This window comes from Streptomyces sp. NPDC053079 (assembly GCF_044546695.1).
GTDB lineage: Bacteria > Actinomycetota > Actinomycetes > Streptomycetales > Streptomycetaceae > Streptomyces.
The window spans coordinates 210,734-230,501 of the sequence record NZ_JBITZJ010000006.1; the positions used below are offsets into that span (position 1 = coordinate 210,734).

The 19,768-nt window shown below is 71.1% G+C and carries 20 protein-coding genes and 1 tRNA gene; 12 read left to right on the top strand and 9 right to left on the bottom strand.

Features of this window, described 5'->3' with window-relative positions; translation table 11 throughout:
• Position 1 precedes the first annotated feature (1 nt).
• The 6 genes from paaA to ACIGXW_RS23220 all read left to right on the top strand — a co-directional run bounded on the left by paaA (position 2) and on the right by ACIGXW_RS23220 (position 4,747).
• The gene (paaA, locus tag ACIGXW_RS23195) at positions 2-952 is read left to right on the top strand and encodes a 1,2-phenylacetyl-CoA epoxidase subunit PaaA (protein WP_071963690.1); all 951 of its coding nucleotides are present in this window, start codon (positions 2-4) and stop codon (positions 950-952) included.
• Positions 949-1,236 (top strand): 1,2-phenylacetyl-CoA epoxidase subunit PaaB, encoded by a 288-nt coding sequence (gene paaB, locus ACIGXW_RS23200; protein WP_071963689.1) that lies wholly within the window; start codon positions 949-951, stop codon positions 1,234-1,236. The genes paaA and paaB overlap by 4 nt, the downstream gene beginning before the upstream one ends.
• Positions 1,233-1,934: a 1,2-phenylacetyl-CoA epoxidase subunit PaaC gene (gene paaC, locus ACIGXW_RS23205; protein WP_399574856.1), complete on the top strand. Its 702-nt coding sequence runs from the start codon at positions 1,233-1,235 to the stop codon at positions 1,932-1,934. Before paaB ends, paaC begins: the two co-directional genes overlap by 4 nt.
• A complete protein-coding gene (gene paaD / locus ACIGXW_RS23210; RefSeq protein WP_399574858.1) occupies positions 1,928-2,425 on the top strand; it encodes a 1,2-phenylacetyl-CoA epoxidase subunit PaaD in 498 nt (165 codons plus the stop codon). The genes paaC and paaD overlap by 7 nt, the downstream gene beginning before the upstream one ends.
• Positions 2,425-3,510: a 1,2-phenylacetyl-CoA epoxidase subunit PaaE gene (gene paaE, locus ACIGXW_RS23215; RefSeq protein ID WP_399574860.1), complete on the top strand. Its 1,086-nt coding sequence runs from the start codon at positions 2,425-2,427 to the stop codon at positions 3,508-3,510. Before paaD ends, paaE begins: the two co-directional genes overlap by 1 nt.
• 103 nt (positions 3,511-3,613) lie before the next feature.
• Positions 3,614-4,747, top strand: a complete 1,134-nt coding sequence (locus ACIGXW_RS23220) for an acyl-CoA dehydrogenase family protein (protein WP_399574862.1) — start codon at positions 3,614-3,616, stop codon at positions 4,745-4,747.
• 64 nt (positions 4,748-4,811) lie between these two features.
• Here ACIGXW_RS23220 and ACIGXW_RS23225 read toward each other — a convergent pair whose 3' ends face one another.
• From ACIGXW_RS23225 to ACIGXW_RS23240, 4 genes are all read right to left on the bottom strand, one after another.
• On the bottom strand, positions 4,812-5,156 hold the full coding sequence (locus ACIGXW_RS23225; protein WP_071963684.1) for a rhodanese-like domain-containing protein: 345 nt from the start codon (positions 5,154-5,156) through the stop codon (positions 4,812-4,814).
• 10 nt (positions 5,157-5,166) lie between these two features.
• Positions 5,167-5,976: a hypothetical protein gene (locus tag ACIGXW_RS23230; RefSeq protein WP_071963727.1), complete on the bottom strand. Its 810-nt coding sequence runs from the start codon at positions 5,974-5,976 to the stop codon at positions 5,167-5,169.
• Positions 5,977-6,122: 146 nt separating this feature from the next.
• Complete coding sequence (locus ACIGXW_RS23235) at positions 6,123-7,520, bottom strand: DUF2252 domain-containing protein (RefSeq protein WP_399574863.1); 1,398 nt, start codon at positions 7,518-7,520, stop codon at positions 6,123-6,125.
• 276 nt (positions 7,521-7,796) lie between these two features.
• Positions 7,797-7,883, bottom strand: a tRNA-Leu gene (locus ACIGXW_RS23240).
• 341 nt (positions 7,884-8,224) lie between these two features.
• Here ACIGXW_RS23240 and ACIGXW_RS23245 point away from each other — a divergent pair.
• The 6 genes from ACIGXW_RS23245 to pknB all read left to right on the top strand — a co-directional run bounded on the left by ACIGXW_RS23245 (position 8,225) and on the right by pknB (position 16,296).
• Positions 8,225-9,064, top strand: coding sequence for a DUF3662 and FHA domain-containing protein (locus tag ACIGXW_RS23245; protein ID WP_071963682.1), 840 nt, complete (start codon positions 8,225-8,227; stop codon positions 9,062-9,064).
• 10 nt (positions 9,065-9,074) lie between these two features.
• Entirely contained in the window at positions 9,075-9,614 is a 540-nt protein-coding gene (locus tag ACIGXW_RS23250) for an FHA domain-containing protein (protein ID WP_399574864.1), read from the top strand.
• Between the two features lie 76 nt (positions 9,615-9,690).
• Positions 9,691-11,220 (top strand): Stp1/IreP family PP2C-type Ser/Thr phosphatase, encoded by a 1,530-nt coding sequence (locus tag ACIGXW_RS23255; RefSeq protein ID WP_071963726.1) that lies wholly within the window; start codon positions 9,691-9,693, stop codon positions 11,218-11,220.
• 31 nt (positions 11,221-11,251) lie between these two features.
• Entirely contained in the window at positions 11,252-12,655 is a 1,404-nt protein-coding gene (locus tag ACIGXW_RS23260) for an FtsW/RodA/SpoVE family cell cycle protein (RefSeq protein WP_399575117.1), read from the top strand.
• Entirely contained in the window at positions 12,652-14,103 is a 1,452-nt protein-coding gene (locus ACIGXW_RS23265; RefSeq protein ID WP_071963678.1) for a penicillin-binding transpeptidase domain-containing protein, read from the top strand. The genes ACIGXW_RS23260 and ACIGXW_RS23265 overlap by 4 nt, the downstream gene beginning before the upstream one ends.
• A gap of 162 nt (positions 14,104-14,265) precedes the next feature.
• The gene (gene pknB / locus ACIGXW_RS23270) at positions 14,266-16,296 is read left to right on the top strand and encodes a Stk1 family PASTA domain-containing Ser/Thr kinase (RefSeq protein WP_399574865.1); all 2,031 of its coding nucleotides are present in this window, start codon (positions 14,266-14,268) and stop codon (positions 16,294-16,296) included.
• A 109-nt stretch (positions 16,297-16,405) separates the two neighbouring features.
• Here pknB and ACIGXW_RS23275 read toward each other — a convergent pair whose 3' ends face one another.
• The 5 genes from ACIGXW_RS23275 to ACIGXW_RS23295 form a co-directional block, all read right to left on the bottom strand.
• The gene (locus ACIGXW_RS23275; RefSeq protein WP_399574866.1) at positions 16,406-17,095 is read right to left on the bottom strand and encodes a class E sortase; all 690 of its coding nucleotides are present in this window, start codon (positions 17,093-17,095) and stop codon (positions 16,406-16,408) included.
• A gap of 36 nt (positions 17,096-17,131) precedes the next feature.
• Positions 17,132-18,022: a class E sortase gene (locus ACIGXW_RS23280; protein WP_399574867.1), complete on the bottom strand. Its 891-nt coding sequence runs from the start codon at positions 18,020-18,022 to the stop codon at positions 17,132-17,134.
• Positions 18,019-18,657 (bottom strand): aminodeoxychorismate/anthranilate synthase component II, encoded by a 639-nt coding sequence (locus ACIGXW_RS23285; RefSeq protein ID WP_071965691.1) that lies wholly within the window; start codon positions 18,655-18,657, stop codon positions 18,019-18,021. The genes ACIGXW_RS23280 and ACIGXW_RS23285 overlap by 4 nt, the downstream gene beginning before the upstream one ends.
• Positions 18,658-18,661: 4 nt before the next feature.
• Entirely contained in the window at positions 18,662-18,856 is a 195-nt protein-coding gene (locus ACIGXW_RS23290) for a hypothetical protein (protein WP_071963675.1), read from the bottom strand.
• Between the two features lie 91 nt (positions 18,857-18,947).
• Positions 18,948-19,763 carry a class E sortase gene (locus ACIGXW_RS23295; protein WP_071965690.1) on the bottom strand — a complete coding sequence of 272 codons (816 nt, stop codon included), beginning with the start codon at positions 19,761-19,763 and terminating at the stop codon, positions 18,948-18,950.
• Positions 19,764-19,768: the final 5 nt, after the last annotated feature.

A 19,768-nucleotide genomic window follows, 5' to 3' on the forward strand; every position in this document is an offset into this window, starting at 1 on the left:
CATGACGACGATTGCGCCGGAGGCAAGGACACCCGAGGCGGTGTTCGAAGCCGCCGTGGCCGCCGACGAGCGCATCGAGCCACGCGACTGGATGCCCGACGCCTACCGCGCCACCCTGGTCCGCCAGATCGCCCAGCACGCCCACTCCGAGATCATCGGCATGCAGCCCGAGGCCAACTGGATCACTCGGGCGCCCTCGCTGCGGCGCAAGGCGATCCTCATGGCCAAGGTCCAGGACGAGGCGGGCCACGGCCTGTACCTCTACAGCGCCGCCGAGACCCTCGGCACGAGCCGCGACGAGCTGCTCGACAAGCTGCACGCGGGCCGCCAGCGCTACTCCTCGATCTTCAACTACCCCACGCTGACCTGGGCGGACGTGGGCGCCATCGGCTGGCTCGTGGACGGCGCGGCCATCACCAACCAGGTCCCGCTGTGCCGCTGCTCCTACGGGCCCTACGCCCGCGCCATGGTCCGCATCTGCAAGGAGGAGTCCTTCCACCAGCGCCAGGGCTATGAACTGCTGCAGGCCCTGAGCAGGGGCACCGAGGCCCAGCACGCCATGGCCCAGGACGCGGTGGACCGCTGGTGGTGGCCCTCACTGATGATGTTCGGCCCGCCCGACGACGAGTCGGCGCACTCCGCCCAGTCCATGGCCTGGAAGATCAAGCGCCACTCCAACGACGAGCTGCGCCAGCGCTTCGTCGACATATGCGTCCCCCAGGCCGAGTCGCTGGGGCTCACGCTTCCCGACCCGGACCTGCGGTGGAACGAGGAGCGCGGCCACCACGACTTCGGCGCCATCGACTGGGACGAGTTCCACGAGGTGCTCCGGGGCAACGGCCCCTGCAACGACCAGCGGATCAGCGTGCGCCGGCAGGCGCACGAGGAAGGCGCCTGGGTGCGCGAGGCAGCCGCCGCTTACGCGGCCAGGCATGGGGAGGCGAAGGCATGACCGGCACCGACTGGCCACTGTGGGAGGTGTTCGTGCGCAGCAGGCGGGGCCTGTCGCACACCCACGCCGGCAGCCTGCACGCACCGGACGCGGAGATGGCGCTGCGCAACGCCCGCGATCTCTACACCCGGCGCTCCGAGGGCGTCTCGATCTGGGTGGTCCCCTCCACCGCGGTCACCGCCTCCTCGCCCGACGAGAAGGACCCCTTCTTCGAGCCCGCCGCCGACAAGCCCTACCGGCACCCCACCTTCTACGACATCCCCGAGGGGGTGCGGCACCTGTGACCGCCGCACTGGCTCTCGGTGACGACGCGCTGGTGCTCTCCCACCGGCTCGGCGAGTGGGCCGGGCACGCGCCCGTGCTCGAGGAGGACGTCGCCCTCGCCAACATCGCCCTCGACCTGCTCGGCCAGGCCCGCACCCTGCTCTCCCTCGTCGGCGACGAGGACGAGCTGGCCTTCCTCCGCGAGGAGCGCGCCTTCCGCAACGTCCAGCTCGTCGAGCAGCCCAACGGCGACTTCGCCCACACCATGGCCCGGCAGCTGTACTTCTCCGTCTACCAGCACCTGCTGTACGCGGAGCTGGCCGCCACGGACGGACCGCTGGCCCCCCTGGCGGCGAAGGCCGTCAAGGAGGTCGCCTACCACCGCGACCACGCCGAGCAGTGGACCCTGCGGCTCGGCGACGGTACGCAGGAGAGCCACGCCCGGATGCAGCGCGGTCTGGACGCCCTGTGGCGGTTCACGGGCGAGCTGTTCGAGCCGGTCGAGGGTGTGCCCGTGGACTGGACCGCGCTGCGCGACGGCTGGCTGACCGGGGTGACGGACGTCGTCGAGCAGGCCACCCTGACCCTCCCCGTCGGTCCTCAGGCGGGCGCGTGGACGGCGGGCGCGGGCCGGCAGGGCATCCACACCGAGCCGTTCGGCCGGATGCTCGCCGAAATGCAGCATCTGCACCGCAGCCACCCGGGGGCGACATGGTGAGCGCACCCACCCCCCTCGAAGAGGAACTCCGGGCCCTGGCCGGAGCCGTCCCCGACCCCGAGCTGCCGGTCCTGACCCTGGCGGAGCTGGGCGTGCTGCGCGCCCTGCACATCACCGCCCCCGGCCATGTGGAGGTGGAGCTCACCCCCACCTACACCGGCTGCCCCGCGATAGAGACGATGTCGGCGGACATCGAGCGGGTGCTGCGCGAGCGCGGCATCCCCGAGGTCGAGGTGCGCACGGTCCTCGCCCCGGCCTGGTCCACGGACGACATCACCGCCGAAGGGCGGCGCAAGCTGGAGGAGTTCGGCATAGCGCCGCCGGGACCGGCCGGCGCATCCGGTCCGGTCGTGGTCGGCCTGGGCATCCGCTGCCCCCACTGCGGTTCCACCGACACCACGCTGCTGAGCCGCTTCTCCTCCACCGCCTGCAAGGCACTGCGCCGCTGCGAGGCCTGCCGCGAACCGTTCGACCACTTCAAGGAGTTGTGATGGCAGCGGCCCGCCATGGCGCCTTCCACCCGCTGCGGGTGGCAGCCGTCGAACCGCTCACCGACGACTCGGTCGCCGTGACCCTCGCGGTGCCCGCCGAGCTGCGCGAGACCTTCCGCCACGCACCGGGCCAGCACCTCGCCCTGCGCCGCATCGTGGGCGGCGCCGAGATACGCCGTACGTACTCCATCTGCGGACAGGCCCCGGGCCCGGACGGGCCGGGGAGGCTGCGGGTGGCGGTGCGGCTGGTGGACGGCGGGGTGTTCTCCACCTACGCGCTCAAGGAGCTGGCCACGGGGGACACCGTGGAGGTGATGGCGCCGGCCGGGCGGTTCGTGCTGGAGCCCCGCCCGGGGCACTTCGCCGCCATCGTCGGAGGCAGCGGCATCACTCCCGTGCTGTCCATCGTCTCGACCCTGCTGGCGCGCGAGCCCCAGGCACGGTTCTGCCTGATCCGCAGCGATCGCACCACCGCTTCGACGATGTTCCTGGAGGAGGTCGCCGATCTCAAGGACCGCTATCCGGACCGGTTCCAGCTCATACAGACCCTCTCCCGCGAGGAGCAGCAGGCCGGTCCCGCCTCCGGGCGGCTGGACGAGGAACGGCTGGCCCGGCTGCTGCCGGCGCTGGTGCCGGTGGAGGCGGTCGACGGCTGGTTCCTGTGCGGGCCCTTCGGGCTGGTGCGGGGTGCCGAGCGGGCGCTGCGCGGGCTCGGGGTCGCCCGGGACCGGATCCACCAGGAGATCTTCCATGTGGAGGAGGCCCCGCCCGGCGCCCAGGCGCCCATGGCGGTTGCTCCGGCGCCCGAGCACAGCACGGTGACCGCGAAGCTGGACGGACGGGGCGGCAGCTGGCCGGTGCGGGACGGGGAGTCGCTGCTGGAGACCGTGCTGCGCAACCGGGCCGACGCGCCGTACGCCTGCAAGGGCGGGGTGTGCGGGACGTGCCGGGCCTATCTGGTCTCGGGCGAGGTGCGCATGGACCGCAACTTCGCGCTGGAGCAGGAGGAGCTGGACGCCGGGTATGTGCTGGCATGCCAGTCACATCCGGTCACGGAGAAGGTGGAGCTCGACTTCGACCGCTGAGCCTGTTCCCAATTCCGGCCGCCTGCCCTACCTTGACCTCGACTTGACGGATCGTCAGCTCTAGGGACCGGGCGGGCACGGCGGGCGAGAGGAGCGGGGCGCAGTGGACTTCACCTTCACCGAGGAACAGCGGGCCGTGGTCGAGGCAGCCCGGGCCGTGCTGGCCGGGGTCGCTCCTGACGCAGTGCCCAGCCCCGCCCTGGTCCCGGGTGCCGTCGCCGAGGACATCGACCGCGCTCTGTGGCGCCGGCTCGCCGACGCCGATCTGCTGAGCCTGCCGCTGCCGGCCGAGCACGGCGGCGCGGGGCTCGGGCCGATCGCCCTGTGCCTGCTGCTGCGCGAGGCCGGCAAGGTCCTGGCCCGCGTCCCGCTCCTGGAGACGGGCGCGGCCGCCCTGGCCCTGCGCACCTACGGCTCGCCCGCCGCGCACCGGCTGCTGCCCCTGATCGGCCGGGGCGAGCTCGTCGTCACCGTGGCCTCCAGCGGCCGCACCGGTCATGACGCGGCCGAACTGGCCGTCACCGCCCGCCCCGACAGCGACGGGCACTGGCTCCTCGACGGCGTCCAGACCGCCGTCCCCTGGGCCCGCGGCGCCGACCGCGTCCTGCTTCCCGCCCACACCGCCACGGGCCGCACCGTGCTGGCCCTGATCTCCCCCGGCCTGCCCGGCATCTCCCTCGCCGACCAGGTCTCCACCAACGGCGAGCGCTACGCCGAGATCAGCCTGGACTCCGTGCGCGTCGGCGGCGAGGACGTCATCACCGCGGACGGCGCCTGGGAGTGGCTGCGCGGCGTCCTGACGACCGGCACCTGCGCCCTGGCGCTCGGCGTCGGCACGGCCGCGGCCCAGATGACCAGTGCCTACGCGAGCAAGCGCGAGCAGTTCGGCCATCCCATCGCAACGTTCCAGGCGGTCGCGGTCCAGGCGGCCGACCGCTACATCGATCTCCAGGCGATGGAGGCCGCCCTCTGGCAGGCCGCGTGGCGGATCGAGTCCGGCGCGCCCGGCGCGCTCCCGGCCGCCGCCGACATCGCCGTCGCCAAGATCTGGGCCTCGGAAGGGGTGCGCAGGATCGTCCAGACCGCCCAGCACCTGCACGGCGGCTTCGGCGCGGACACCGACTACGCCCTGCACCGCTACCACGCCTGGGCCAAGCAGCTGGAGCTCTCGCTGGGCCCGGCCGCCGCCCACGAGGAGGCCCTGGGCGACCTGCTGGCCGCCCACCCGCTCGGCTGAGGCCGGGACGAAGGAACGAAGCCCCCGGCCGCCGAACAGCCGGCCGGGCCGGCTGCCCCGTTCGCTAGATGACCGCGCCGACGGCGCCGTCCGCCGTCACGACCGGGCGGCCTGCGGCCTCCCAGTGCTGCATGCCGCCGGCCACGTTCGCCGCGTCCAGGCCCTGCTGCACCAGATACGCGGTGACCTGAGCCGAACGGCCGCCGGAGCGGCAGATGACGTTGATCCGGCCGCCCTCGGGGGCCTTCTCCATCAGATCACCGAAGCGCGCCACGAAGTCGCTCATCGGGATGTGCAGCGCACCCTCGGCGTGCCCTGCCTGCCACTCGTCGTCCTCGCGGACGTCCAGCAGGAAATCATCGGACGAGAGAGCGTCGACAGCGACCGTGGGAACACCGGAACCAAACATGCCCCCGACGCTACCCGACCAGCGAGGCCAGCCGGGCCTCCCGCTCGGCGATCTGTGCCACGAGCCCGTCGGCGATCTCCGCCAACAGCCCGTCCGGGTCGTCCGGCGCCATTTTGATCATCGCGCCGATCGCGGACGACTCCAGCTCCGCCGCCACCGCCGCCAGCAGCTCCTTGCGTGCGGCCAGCCACTCCAGCCGTTCGTAGAGCTCCTCGCCGCGGCTCGGGCGCCGCTGCGCGGGCAGCGGACCGGCCGCCCACTCCTCGGCCAGCTCCCGCAGCAGCGCCTCGTTGCCGTCGCCGTACGCGGCGTTCACCCGCACGATGAAGGCCTCGCGCCGCTGCCGGTCGGCCTCGTCCAGCGCCAGGTCGGGATGGGCCTTGCGGACCAGCTCACGGAACGCGCGCCGGGCCTCGCCGCTGGGCCGCACCCGCTTGGGCGGCTGCACCGGCCGCTCGGTCAGCATCGCGGACGCCTCGGGCGAGAGGCCCTCGCTGTCCATCCAGCCGCCGAACAGCTGCTCCACCTCCGGCATCGGCTGCACCAGCCCCCGGGCCTCCCGGGCCCGCCGCAGGTCCTCGGCGTCGCCCGAGCGCGCCGCCACCGCCTCCGCGATCAGCGCCTCCAGCTCGTCGAGTCGGGCGTACATCGGGCCGAGGCGCTGGTGGTGCAGCCGGGAGAAGTTCTCGACCTCCACCCGGAAGGTCTCCACCGCGATCTCGAACTCGATCAGCGCCTGCTCTGCCGTCCGCACGGCCTGCGCGAGCCGCTCGGCGGCGGGATCCTCGGCCTGGCTCTGTTCGGCTTCCGCATTCGTCACCCGCCCAGCGTACGAGGTGGGCCGACGGGCCGGAGCACGCTCCTCGATCACCGGAGGGGCGAATTCCGGCCCTTCCGACGCGGCCCTTCCGACCAGGGCGGATCCCCTCCCGCGGAACGGATCCGCCCAGAGCGGCACACCCTCTCCTACACTCCCGTCTCCGCCGCCAGCCGCCCGCCGCGCACCGCCGCGACCAGTTCCGCGTGATCCGCCTCCGTACGGTCCGCGTAGGCCATGGCGAAGGAGGCGACGGCCTCGTCCAGCTCGTCCCCCTTGCCGCAGTAGCCGGCTATCACCAGCGGATCCGCGCTGTGCGCGTGCGCCCGGGCCAGCAGCGCCCCCGTCATCCGCGCGTAGTCGTCGATCTCGCCGGGGGCCAGGGCCGCCGGGTCCACGCTCCCCTTGCGGTTGCGGAACTGCCGCACCTGATACGGCCGCCCCTCGACCGTCGTCCAGCCCAGCAGCACATCGCTGACGACCTGCATCGACTTCTGCCCGAGCACCACGCGCCGCCCCTCGTGCCCGGCGACCCCCGCGGGGAAGCCCGCCTTCTGCGCGTACGGCAGCAGGACCGAGGGCCGCGCCTCCTTCACCTGCAGCACCAGCGCCTCGCCCCGGTGGTCGAGCAGCAGCACCACATAGGACCGCAGCCCCACGCTGCCCGTCCCCACCACCCGGAACGCCACGTCCTGTATCTCGTGCCGGGCCAGCAGCGGCAGCAGATCCACCGGCAGCGTGCCCACGTACTCGCCGAGCGAGGACGCCACCGCCGCCGCCTCCCGCTCGGGCACCCGGCGCAGCACGGGCGGAGCGTCCACGAACCGCCGCCCGCCCCGCCCGTCCCGCTCGGTGGCCTTCGCCGCGAAGCGCGCGCTCGTGTTCCGCCGGGCCTTCTCCGAGACCCGCTCCAGCGTGCCCATCAGCTGGTGGGCGTCGGCGTGGGAGACGAGTTCCTCATCCGCGATGGCGTTCCACGCCGCGGTCGCCGGCATCCGGGCCAGCAGTCGCATCGTGTGCCGGTAGGCGCCCACCGCGTCCCGCGCCGCGGCCCGGCAGCCGGGCTCGTCCGCCCCCGCCTCCCGGCCGGCCAGCACCAGCGAGGCGGCGAGCCGCTTCACGTCCCACTCCCACGGTCCGTGGAGGGTCTCGTCGAAGTCGTTCAGGTCGATGACCAGTTCGCCGCGGGCGTCGCCGTACAGCCCGAAGTTGGCGGCGTGCGCGTCGCCGCAGAGCTGGGCGCCCACGCCGGTGACGGGCGAGTCCGCCAGGTCGTAGCCCATCAGCCCGGCCGAGCCGCGCAGGAAGGCGAAGGGGGAGGCGGCCATGCGGCCGACGCGGATCGGCGTCAGCTCGGGCAGCCGGCCGGCGTTGGCGGCCTCGACCGATTCCACCGCGCCGGGACGCCCGGCCCCGGGCTTCCAGTCCGCGTGCGCGGACCTCGGCACCCGCTCCCGCAGCGCCTTCCCGGCGGCCTTGCCGGCCCTGCGGCTCTCTCCCCCGGCCACCGGCCGGGCGAATCCCGGTACGTACGGCAGTCGCGACATCGCGGCGCCACCTCCCCTTCACCACGGCGCGGCCTCGCGCGGGCGTCAACTGCCCCTGACCGTACCGTCGCGTCCCCGGGCGCACAGGAGGTGTGGGTGCCGCATCTCACAGCGCGAACGGCGCGGGACGCGGCACGCGGAACACGCCCGCGAAACCGGCGGTGGACAACGGGCCGGCAGCGCGGAAGGCGGCCGGAGAGAACCGGTCAGGGAAAAGCCTCGGGGAAAGCGCCGGGGAAAAACAAAGCTCCCCAGGTCCGAAGACCTGGGGAGCGATGGTGCGCGAGGGGGGAGTTGAACCCCCACGCCCTTTCGGGCACTGGAACCTGAATCCAGCGCGTCTGCCTATTCCGCCACCCGCGCATGGGTGCGTCTTCCGGTTTCTGGACCTTTGCCCGGCTTTTCCGCCCGGTTCGTGTCCGTTCGCCTTTCGACATGCAGAACATTAGCACGCTCCGGAGGGTGCCTTCACACTCGTTGCCGGCCGCCCGTCCCCCGGGGGGCCGCGAGGAGGGCTCCGGTTGCGGGACACTGGCGTCAGACCGCCTCTACGATCCCCCGTAGGCGGGCGCGCGAAGGCGACACTCGTCACTCCTGGCGCCGAAGGGGAACCAGCCGTTTTCCCGACGCGTGGATACGATCAGTAAGCAGTATCAGGAACGACACTGAGCATCAGAGACGTCACTGAGGGAAGGAGGTGCCCCGTGGGAGTACTGAAGCGCTTCGAGCAGCGACTCGAGGGTCTCGTGAACGGCACCTTCGCCAAGGTGTTCAAGTCCGAGGTGCAGCCTGTCGAGATCGCGGGCGCACTCCAGCGGGAGTGCGACAACAACGCCACGATCTGGAACCGTGACCGCACCGTCGTCCCGAACGACTTCATCGTCGAACTGAGCGCACCCGACTTCGAGCGGCTCAGCCCGTACTCGGGCCAGCTCGGCGACGAGCTGTCCGGCATGGTCCGCGACTACGCCAAACAGCAGCGGTACACCTTCATGGGGACCATCAAGGTCCACCTGGAGAAGGCCGACGATCTCGACACCGGTCTGTACCGGGTGCGCAGCCGCACCCTCGCCTCCAGCGAGTCGCAGGACCCGCACGGCCGGCCGCAGGCCGGGCCGCGCACCTCGGGCGGAGCCGTCACCAACGGCGCCGGCTACCCGGCGCAGCCCGCCGGCCCGCCGCCCATGCCCACGTCCCCGCCGCCCGGCGCCCGCCCCCAGCCGCGCAGTGGCGGTCCGGGGCCCGGCGCCGTACCGGGGACGCAGACGCGCCGCTGGATCGAGATCAACGGCACCCGTCACCAGATCTCGCGGCCCACCCTGGTGCTGGGCCGCAGCACCGAAGCGGACGTACGCATCGACGACCCCGGCGTCTCCCGCCGGCACTGCGAAATCCGGGTCGGCACCCCCGCGACGATCCAGGACCTGGGGTCGACCAACGGCATCGTGGTGGACGGACAGCACACCACGCGCGCTACGCTCCGCGACGGCTCGCGCATCGTCGTGGGCAGCACCACCATCGTTTATCGGCAAGCCGAAGGGTGAAGCGGGGGCAATGTCAGAGCTGACCCTCACGGTCATGCGGTTGGGTTTCCTCGCCGTACTGTGGCTGTTCGTCATCGTGGCCGTACAGGTCATCCGCAGCGATCTGTTCGGGACCCGCGTCACGCAGCGCGGATCCCGTCGCGGCGGTGACGGCGGACGGCCGCAGCGCGCGCAGCAGCAACAGCAGCAGACCGCGCCGCCGCAGCAGCGCCAGCAGCAGACCGGCGGCCGCCGTGCCGACCGCGGCCGCCGCGGCGCGCCCACCAAGCTGGTGGTCTCCGAAGGAACCCTCACCGGCACCACCGTCGCCCTGCAGGGCCAGACGATCTCCCTCGGTCGCGCGCACGACTCGACGATCGTGCTGGACGACGACTACGCCTCCAGCAGGCATGCCAGGATCTATCCCGACCGCGACGGCCAGTGGATCGTCGAGGACCTCGGGTCGACCAACGGCACGTATCTCGACCGCACCCGGCTGACCACTCCGACCCCGATCCCGCTCGGCGCGCCGATCCGTATCGGCAAGACCGTCATCGAGCTGCGGAAGTAGTAGGACCCATGACGACCGGAGGGTGGGCAGCGTGGCTGGGAAGGGGCTGTACCCGGAGCCGACGGGCGAGGTGCGCATGAGTCTGTCTCTGCGTTTCGCCGCCGGATCGCACAAGGGCATGATCCGGGAGGGCAACGAGGATTCCGGTTATGCCGGCCCCCGGCTGCTCGCCATCGCCGACGGCATGGGCGGCCAGGCCGCCGGTGAGGTCGCCTCCTCCGAGGTGATCTCCACTCTGGTCACGCTCGACGACGACGTCCCGGGCTCCGACATCCTCACCTCCCTCGGCAGTGCCGTGCAGCGGGCCAACGAGCAGTTGCGCGTCATGGTCGAGGAGGACCCGCAGCTCGAGGGCATGGGCACCACGCTCACCGCGCTGCTGTGGACCGGGCAGCGCCTGGGCCTGGTGCACGTCGGCGACTCGCGCGCGTACCTGCTGCGTGACGGCGTCCTCACGCAGATCACCCAGGACCACACCTGGGTGCAGCGCCTGGTCGACGAGGGCCGCATCACCGAGGAAGAGGCCACCACCCACCCGCAGCGCTCCCTGCTGATGCGCGCGCTGGGCAGCGGCGACCATGTGGAGCCGGACCTGTCGATCCGCGAGGTGCGGGCCGGCGACCGCTATCTGATCTGCTCCGACGGGCTCTCCGGTGTCGTCAGCCACCAGACGATGGAAGAGGCGCTCGCCAGCTACCAGGGGCCGCACGAGACGGTTCAGGAGCTCATCCAGCTCGCCCTGCGCGGCGGCGGCCCGGACAACATCACCTGCATCGTCGCCGACGTCCTCGACGTCGACGGCGGTGACACGCTCGCCGGACAGCTCAACGACACGCCCGTGGTCGTCGGCGCGGTCGCCGAGAACCAGCTGCAGCTGGGCGATGACGGCGCCATGCAGACCCCGGCCGGCCGTGCCGCCGAGCACGCCCGCGCCCACCGGCCCGTACCGTCGCAGGACGGCCCGCACGGCGGCTTCGGGCCGCCCGGCAGCGGCGAGCCGGGCATGGGCGGGATGCCGGACGGCGCGTTCGGCCCGTTCACGGACGAGGACTTCGTCAAGCCGCGCCGCAAGGGCAAGTGGCTCAAGCGGTCGCTGATCATCGCGCTCGCGCTCGGTGTCATCGGCGGCGGCCTGTACGGCGGCTACCAGTGGACCCAGACGCAGTACTACGTGGGCGCCAAGGACAACGACCACGTGGCCGTCTACCAGGGCATCAACCAGGACCTGGCGTGGGTGAGCCTGAGCAAGCTGTACAAGGACCACCCCGAGATCGAACTCAAGTACCTCCCCGTCGACCAGCGCAGCCGTGTCGTGGACACGATCGCGGTCGGCAGCCGGGACCAGGCCCTGCAGAAGGCCAGGGAACTCGGCACGCTCGCCGGTGCCTGCAAGAAGGAAGACGAGCGGCGCAAGGCCGAGCAGCAGCAGCGCGAGAGCGAGAAGCAGAACACCGACCGGACCGGCGGCGCGGCAAAGGATCCCGCCAAGGACTCGGCGGAGGCCCGCGCGGGCGCCGCCCAGGCCACGCCGACCCCGGCACCGGGCCCCACCCTCAGCGAGGAAGAGCAGAAGTTGGTCCCGCAGTGCAGCAGCGCTCAGCAGTAAAGCCGTAAGGGGCCACGACGCCATGTCAGCGATGTCACCCATGCCGAACACCACCAATACGACGATCAGCAGTGCAGGCCCGCCGAGCAGGCGCAACACCGAGCTCGCGCTGCTGGCCTTCGCCGTGCTCATCTCCTGCTTCGCCTACGCCAACGTCGGCCTGGCCCTGGACGGCGAGATGCCCACGGGCATGCTCGGCTACGGCATCGGGCTCGGCCTGCTGGCGGGCGTCGGCCATCTGGTGGTGCGGAAGTTCGCTCCGTACGCCGACCCGCTGCTGCTGCCGATGGCCACGTTCCTCAACGGCATCGGCCTGGTCATCATCTGGCGGCTCGACCAGTCGCCGCGCCTTCAGGCCCGTAAGTTCTTCCACGCCAGCGCCACCAACCAGCTGCTGTTCTCGGCGCTGGGCATCGCGCTGTTCGTGGCGGTGCTGATCCTGCTGAAGGACCACCGCATCCTCCAGCGCTACACCTACATCTCCATGGTGGCGGCGCTGATCCTGCTGATCGCCCCGATGTTCTTCCCCGCGAAGTTCGGCGCCCGCATCTGGATCACCATCCCGGGTCTGGGCTCGATCCAGCCGGGTGAGTTCGCGAAGATCGTCCTGGCGATCTTCTTCGCCGGCTATCTGATGGTGAAACGTGACGCCCTGGCCCTGGCCAGCCGCCGCTTCATGGGCCTGTACCTGCCGCGCGGCCGTGACCTCGGCCCGATCCTGGCGGTCTGGGCGTTCTCCATCCTGATCCTGGTCTTCGAGACCGACCTCGGCACCTCGCTGCTGTTCTTCGGCATGTTCGTCGTGATGCTCTACGTCGCGACCGAGCGCACCAGCTGGATCGTCTTCGGTCTGCTGATGTCGGCCGTCGGCGCGGTCGCCGTGTCGACCTTCGAGCACCACGTCCAGGAGCGCGTCACCGCCTGGCTGCACCCCTTCGACGCGTTCAAGGACGGCAGCTCCGACCAGATCGCGCAGGCGCTGATGGCCTTCGGCTCCGGCGGCGTGTTCGGCACGGGCTGGGGCCAGGGTCACTCGGACCTCATCGGCTTCGCAGCCAACTCCGACTTCATCCTGGCCACGGTCGGCGAGGAGCTGGGCCTGGCCGGCGTCATGGCCATACTCCTGGTCTACGGCCTGATCGTGGAGCGCGGCGTACGCACCGCGCTGGCCGCCCGCGACCCGTTCGGCAAGCTGCTCGCCACCGGCCTGTCCGGCGCCTTCGCCATCCAGGTCTTCGTGGTCGCCGGCGGTGTCATGGGCCTCATCCCGCTGACCGGTATGACCATGCCGTTCATGGCGCAGGGTGGTTCCTCGGTCATCGCCAACTGGGCGCTCATCGCCGTGCTCATCAAGATCAGCGACACCGCGCGCCGCCCCGCGCCCGCCCCCGCTCCCTCCCCCGACGCCGAGATGACCCAGGTGGTCCGCCCGTGAACAAGCCCGTGCGCCGGATCGCCATCTTCTGCGGCCTGCTCGTCCTGGCCCTGATGATCCGCGACAACTGGATCCAGTTCGTCCAGGCCGACGAGCTCAAGGCCAACAAGCACAACCGCCGCGTCACGATCGCCCGCTACAGCCAGCCGCGGGGCAACATCATCGTCGACGGCCAGGCCGTCACCGGCTCCCAGGAGACCGGTGGCATCGACTTCAAGTACAAGCGCACCTACAAGAACGGCGAGATGTGGGCTCCGGTCACGGGCTACAGCTCGCAGGTGTTCGACGCCAACCAGATCGAGAAGCTCGAGGACAAGGTCCTGACGGGCGACGACGACCGGCTGTTCTTCAACCGGACCGTCGACATGATCACCGGCAAGGGCAAGAAGGGCGGTGACGTGATCACCACCCTCAACACCAAGGCCCAGGAGGCCGCCTTCAAGGGCCTCGGGGACAAGAAGGGCGCCGTCGCCGCCATCGACCCGCGCACCGGCAAGATCCTCGCCCTGGCCTCCACGCCCTCGTACGACCCCTCGCGCATCGCCGGGGCCCAGGACGACAAGGCGTGGAAGGAGCTGCAGGCCGACAAGAGCCAGCCGATGCTCAACCGGGCGCTGAAGCAGACCTACCCGCCGGGCTCCACCTTCAAGGTCGTCACCGCCGCCGCGGCGCTGGAGAACGGCCTCTACAAGGACGTCGACTCCAAGACCGACTCGCCGCTGCCGTGGATCCTGCCCGACACCCGTGTCGCGCTGGAGAACGAGGGCAACATCCCCTGCAAGGAAGCCTCCCTGCGGGTGGCCCTGCAGTACTCGTGCAACACCGTCTTCGGCAAGATCAGCGCCGACCTCGGCAACAAGAAGATGATGGAGACGGCGGAGAAGTTCGGCTTCAACAAGCCGGTCGACACGCCCGTGCGCGCCGTGCCCAGCGTCTACCCCAAGGACAACCGGCCGCAGAACGCCATGGCCGGCATCGGCCAGGCCTCCAACCGCGCCACCCCGCTGCAGATGGCCATGGTCGCCGCCGCGGTCGCCAACAACGGCAAGCTCATGGAGCCGTACATGGTCGACAAGCTGCGCGCACCGAACCTGAACGTGATCGAGCACCACACGCCGAAGGAAATGAGCCAGCCGATCTCCGCCGACAACGCGCGGAAGCTGCAGAGCATCATGGAGACGGTCGTCGAGAAGGGCACCGGAACCGCCGCTCAGATCAATGGCGTCAAGGTGGGTGGCAAGACCGGTACCGCTCAGCACGGTGTCGACAACAGCGGCAACCCCTACGCGTGGTTCCTGTCCTACGCGAAGACCGGCGACGGCTCGCCGGTCGCCGTCGCCGTCGTCATCGAGGGCTCGGAGACGGTCCGTGACGACATCGCCGGTGGCAAGCTCGCGGCGCCCATCGCGAAGAGCGTGATGGAAGCGGTGCTCAAGACGGAGAAGTGATCCGGCTCACCCTCCGCAGCCGATCACTGCTTTCGTCGGTACCGGTCGTATATCGGGTGGCCGTCGCGCCCGGAAGCTGCCCTGCGTGCCGGGTACGGTATGCCGGACAGCACACCGCCGGACGTGACGTAGGTGCGGTCAGGAAACGGAAGGGCTGGAGCTATGGAAGAGCCGCGTCGCCTCGGCGGCCGGTACGAGCTGGGCTCGGTGCTCGGTCGCGGTGGCATGGCCGAGGTCTACCTCGCCCACGACACCCGGCTCGGCCGCACCGTCGCCGTGAAGACGTTGCGGGTGGACCTCGCCCGCGACCCGTCCTTCCAGGCCCGGTTCCGCCGTGAGGCCCAGTCGGCCGCCTCGCTCAACCACCCGTCGATCGTCGCCGTGTACGACACCGGCGAGGACTACGTGGACGGGGTCTCGATCCCGTACATCGTCATGGAGTACGTCGACGGGTCCACCCTGCGCGAGCTGCTGCACTCCGGCCGCAAGCTGCTGCCCGAGCGGTCGCTGGAGATGACCATCGGCGTCCTGCAGGCGCTGGAGTACTCCCACCGGGCCGGCATCGTCCACCGTGACATCAAGCCGGCCAACGTGATGCTGACCCGCACCGGTCAGGTCAAGGTCATGGACTTCGGCATCGCCCGCGCGATGGGCGACTCCGGCATGACGATGACTCAGACGGCCGCGGTCATCGGCACCGCCCAGTACCTCTCGCCCGAGCAGGCCAAGGGCGAACAGGTCGACGCGCGTTCCGACCTCTACTCCACGGGCTGCCTGCTCTACGAGCTGCTGACGGTCCGTCCGCCCTTCGTGGGCGACTCGCCCGTGGCCGTGGCCTACCAGCACGTGCGGGAGGAGCCGAACCCGCCGAGCATCCACGACCCCGAGATCACGCCCGAGATGGACGCCATCGTCCTCAAGGCGCTGACCAAGGACCCGGACTACCGCTACCAGTCGGCCGACGAGATGCGCGCCGACATCGAGGCGGCCCTGGAGGGCCAGCCCGTGGCGGCGACCGCCTCCATGGGTGTCGTGGGCTACGGCACCGAGGACCAGCCCACCACCATGCTGCGGCCGCAGGACCACGTGGGCGCGCCCGGGCAGACCTCGATGATGCCGCCCGTCGCCGACGGCGGCGGCTACGGCGGTTACGACGACGGCTCCGGCGGCGGACACCGCGGCGGGGGCGGCAAGAAGAGCAACCTCTCCACCATCCTGCTGGTGGTCGCGGGCGTTCTGGTGCTCGTCGGCGCGATCTTCATCGGCAAGTCGCTCTTCAGCGGCGGCGGCAACAACTCCCAGGTGACGGTGCCGCCGCTGATCGGCCAGACGCTGGCGGAGGCTCAGCGGTCGGGCGAGAACGGCGGCTTCAAGGTCGCCGAGGGCGAGAAGAAGTTCTGCGACCAGCCCAAGGGCAAGATCTGCGACCAGAACCCCAAGGCGGGCTCCAAGGTGGAGCGCGACAGCGAGGTCAAGGTCGTCGTCTCCCAGGGCGCGGAGAAGGTCTCGGTGCCGGACGTGCTCGGCGCCTCCTTCGACGAGGCGAAGGCCACGCTCGAGGGCAAGGGCTTCACCGTCCGGCAGAAGCAGAAGGAGTCCGAGCGGACCCCGAACACCGTTCTCGACCAGGACCCCAAGAGCGGGGAGAAGGCCGAGAAGGGCACGGAGATCACCCTCACGGTCGCCTCCCAGGCCGCGACCAAGACGGTCCCCTCCGTCGTCGGCCAGATGTTCGACGCCGCGAAGAAGCAGCTCTCCGACAACGGCTTCCAGGTCGTCAAGGAGGACGAGGAGAACTCCGACAAGCCGGCCGGCACGGTCGTGCGGCAGAGCCCGGACGGCAACACCTCGGCGCGCCAGGGCTCCACGGTGACCCTCTTCGTCTCGAAGGGCGGGGCGCAGAAGTCGACGGTGCCCGGCGTGGTCAACCAGAAGCTCAAGGACGCCAGGAAGGCGCTGACGGACGCGGGCCTGAAGGTCGGCAACATCACCGGCCCGCAGGACGACAACGCCATCGTGCTGGTCACCGACCCGCAGGCCAACGCCCAGGTGCCCAAGGACACCCCGGTCAACCTCACCACGGTGGCCGGTCCCGGCGGCGCCAGCGGCGGCCCCGCGGGCCAGACCGGCGGTCAGACGGGCGGCCAGGACATCGGCGGCCTCTTCGGCGGCCTGACCGGCGGCCGGCACTGACAAGCGGCCCTACGGGACCGTTACGGGCCCGTGGACGCCCGTTGAACGCACCGAAGCCCCGGCACCCCTCTGGGGGGCCGGGGCTTCGTGTTGTGTGCCCTACGGGCCGTCAGCGCAGTTCCCTGGGCGGGGTGCGCTTGGCGTCGACCTTCTCGGTGCGCTCCAGCTCGGCCCAGACGACGTAGCGGTAGTCGGAGGTGTAGACGGGCGTGCAGGTCGTCAGGGTGAGGAAGCGGCCCGGGGTGGTCTTCCCGGACTCCTTGGGCACCGGGTCGATGACGTCGACGTTGAAGCGGGAGGTCTGCTTCAGGTCGGCGTAGACCTTGTAGACGTACCAGGTGTCGCGCGTCTCGAAGACGACCGGGTCACCGGTCCTGATCTTGTCAATGTTGTGGAACTTCGCGCCGTGCCCGTCGCGGTGCGCGGCCAGCGTGAAGTTGCCCTGCTTGTCCCAGGGCATGCCCGACTTCACGGGCTCGCGGTAGTAGCCGGCGACGCCCTCGTTGAGGACCTTGCCGCCGGTGCCGGCCTTGACCAGCACCTCGCCGTTGCGCATGGCCGGTACGTGCAGGAAGCCGATGCCGTCCTTGGTGTCCAGGGCGCCGGGGCCGGTGGACCTCGCCCAGTGGTCGCGCACCTGGTTGCCCTGCTTCTTGGCCTCGCGGTCGGCCAGGACGTTCGTCCACCACAGGGAGTAGACGACGAAGAGGGCCATGATCACGCCTGCGGTGATCAGCAGCTCGCCGATGACGCCGACGGTGGCGGCGATCCGCCCCCGTACGCGGTCAGTCCGTGCCACAGACGTTCGTACCCCGCTTCGCTGTTCTCGCGTGTCTCAGTTGACGAGAGCGTCCGGCTTACCCTCGGTCCGGGGCCGCTCGTCGACCATCTTGCCCCACACGATCATGCGGTAGGTACTGGTGAACTCCGGGGTGCAGGTGGTCAGCGTGATGTAGCGGCCCGGCCTGGTGAAGCCCGATCCGGCGGGCACGGGGTCGATGACCCGGACGTTCGCGGGCGACGTCTGATCCAGTCGGCTGGTCATCTCATAGGTGTAGAAGGCGCTCTTCGTCTCCACGACGATCTTGTCGCCGGGCTTCAGCTGGTTGACGTAGCGGAACGGTTCGCCGTGGGTGTTGCGGTGCCCGGCCAGCGCGAAGTTGCCCTGCTTGTCCCAGGGCATCGCGGTCTTGAGCGCGCCGGGCCCGTCGCCCTCGTAGTGCCCCACCATGCCGCGGTCGAGCACCTTGTGCTTGTTGATGCCCTGGGCGATGGGGGCCTTCACGTCCAGGCGGGGGATGTAGATGATCGCGAAGCCCTGGCCCGGCGAGAACGTCCCCGCGTCCCGGTCGGGGCCGTCACCCTTCTCCCAGCTGTTCTGCAGATGACTGGCGGCGCCGCCCGCCTGCCGCTGGGCGATGACGTTCGTCCACCACAGCTGGTAGGCGACGAACAGCAGCATGACGAGGCCCAGGGTGATGAACAGCTCGCCGACCAGCCGGCTCACGATCACGCCGACGCTGTCCTTGCGGGCGCGCGCGGCGCGCTGGGCGGCCTTGCGCCGCTCGGCGCGCCCCCCGGTGACCACCGGCGGCGCGGGCTCCACGCGGCGCAACGTGAGCGTCGCGTCGTCCTCCGGCGGCAGGGGCTGGGAGACGTACCCCGTGCCGTAGGTCGTCGGCCGCGCGGCCAGGAGGGGGTCCTGCTCGGGCCGGAGTGCGGTCACGCCCCGCCCTTGCCCACCACCGGTGCGAGCCCGGCCGAGCGTTCCACCGCCCCCATGTCGCCGCAGGCGACCAGCCAGTTGGCGAGCATCCGGTGCCCGAACTCGGTGAGCACGGACTCGGGGTGGAACTGCACGCCCTCGACGGGCAGGTCGCGGTGGCGCAGGCCCATGGCGATGCCGTTCTCGGTCCAGGCGGTGATCTCCAGCTCGTCCGGCCAGCGGTCCCGCTCGACGGCCAGGGAGTGGTAGCGGGTGGCCGTGAAGGGCGAGGGCAGGCCGTTGAAGACGCCCTTGCCCTCGTGGGTCACCGGCGAGGTCTTGCCGTGCAGCAGCTCGGGGGCGCGGTCGACGACGCCGCCGTAGGCGACGGCCATCGACTGCATGCCCAGGCAGACGCCGAAGACCGGCACTCCCGTCCTCGCGCAGTGGCGCACCATGTCGATGCAGACCCCGGCCTGTTCGGGCGCGCCCGGGCCGGGGGACAGCAGGACGCCGTCGAAGCCGTCCTGGGCGTGGGCCGGCTCGACCTCGTCGTTGCGGCGCACTTCGCACTCGGCGCCGAGCTGGTAGAGGTACTGGACGAGGTTGAAGACGAAGCTGTCGTAGTTGTCCACGACCAGGATGCGCGCGCTCACCGCGTTACCGCCATTCCGTCGTTGCACTGCCGGCCGGCAGGCCGTTGTCGACCGTCACGTCATTGAACGGCAGCAGCGGTTCCGCCCAGGGGAAGACGTACTGGAAGAGGGCGTAGACGATCGCCAGCACGAGCAGCAGCGAGATCAGCGCCTTCACCCATGCGTTGCCCGGCAGATGACGCCAGATCCAGACGTACATGTGTCCCTACTTGCCGATGACGTAGTCGGTGGACCGTAGTCGATGGTCGATTGCAGCACCAGACTAAGGGGCCGAACCCCGTGGAGGAGGGTCAGCCGGACAAAGCGGCGGGCCTGCCGTCGGTGGCGGGCCGGGTCGCCTCGAGGTGGGCCCAGACGATGAGCCGGTGGCTGTGCCCCCACTCCGGTTCACAGGTCGTCAGCGTCAGATAGCGGCCGGGCTCGCGGTAGCCGGACCGGGCGGGCACGGGGTCGATCACGCCGGTGTCGGTGGGCAGCGTCCGGTACGGGCGGGTGTCGACGCGGTAGGTGAACCAGGTCGTGCCGTCGGTGAGGATCACCGCGTCGCCGGGGCGCAGGGACGGGAGGTCCTTGAAGGGGTCGCCGTAGGTGCGGCGGTGGCCGGCGACCGCGAAGTTGCCGCTCTCCCCGAGCCCGGCGGTGCGCTCGTAGTGGCCGAGGCCCTTCTTGAGCAGCTCGGTTCCGGTGCCGTGGAGGACGGGCTTGGCCCAGCCGGCGCCGAAGCGGGGGATGTACATGACGGCGAAGGGGGTGCCCGGGCGGTAGGAGGCGCCCGGCGCGGCGGGCGGGACCTGCCGGCCGGCCTCCGCGGGTGGCGCGGTGGCCCGGCCCTCGCCTTGCCCCGTACGAGCGGGGGGCCGCGGCGGTGCCGGCCGGCCGTCGGACGGGGTGGCGGCGGGGCCGGGGGACGGGTCCCGGTCCGGGGCGGGGGTGCCGGCGACGGCTCCGGCGGCCCAGCGGTCCTGGAGGCGGTCGATCTCGTCCCGCATGGCGCTGTCGGCGCGGACGCCGGTCCAGTAGAGGACGTACACCACGAACAGGACGATCAATGTGCCGATGGTGAGGCACAGTTCGCTGAGCGTCCGTACGACCAGTCGTAACCCCACCGGCC

Coding starts and splice junctions, on each gene's coding strand:
- paaA (WP_071963690.1), top strand. CDS start 2: ATGACGACGATTGCGCCGGAGGCAAGGACACCCGAGGCGGTGTTCGAA.
- paaB (WP_071963689.1), top strand. CDS start 949: ATGACCGGCACCGACTGGCCACTGTGGGAGGTGTTCGTGCGCAGCAGG.
- paaD (WP_399574858.1), top strand. CDS start 1,928: ATGGTGAGCGCACCCACCCCCCTCGAAGAGGAACTCCGGGCCCTGGCC.
- paaE (WP_399574860.1), top strand. CDS start 2,425: ATGGCAGCGGCCCGCCATGGCGCCTTCCACCCGCTGCGGGTGGCAGCC.
- ACIGXW_RS23225 (WP_071963684.1), bottom strand. CDS start 5,156: ATGTTTGGTTCCGGTGTTCCCACGGTCGCTGTCGACGCTCTCTCGTCC.
- ACIGXW_RS23235 (WP_399574863.1), bottom strand. CDS start 7,520: ATGTCGCGACTGCCGTACGTACCGGGATTCGCCCGGCCGGTGGCCGGG.
- ACIGXW_RS23250 (WP_399574864.1), top strand. CDS start 9,075: ATGTCAGAGCTGACCCTCACGGTCATGCGGTTGGGTTTCCTCGCCGTA.
- ACIGXW_RS23255 (WP_071963726.1), top strand. CDS start 9,691: ATGAGTCTGTCTCTGCGTTTCGCCGCCGGATCGCACAAGGGCATGATC.
- ACIGXW_RS23260 (WP_399575117.1), top strand. CDS start 11,252: ATGTCACCCATGCCGAACACCACCAATACGACGATCAGCAGTGCAGGC.
- pknB (WP_399574865.1), top strand. CDS start 14,266: ATGGAAGAGCCGCGTCGCCTCGGCGGCCGGTACGAGCTGGGCTCGGTG.
- ACIGXW_RS23290 (WP_071963675.1), bottom strand. CDS start 18,856: ATGTACGTCTGGATCTGGCGTCATCTGCCGGGCAACGCATGGGTGAAG.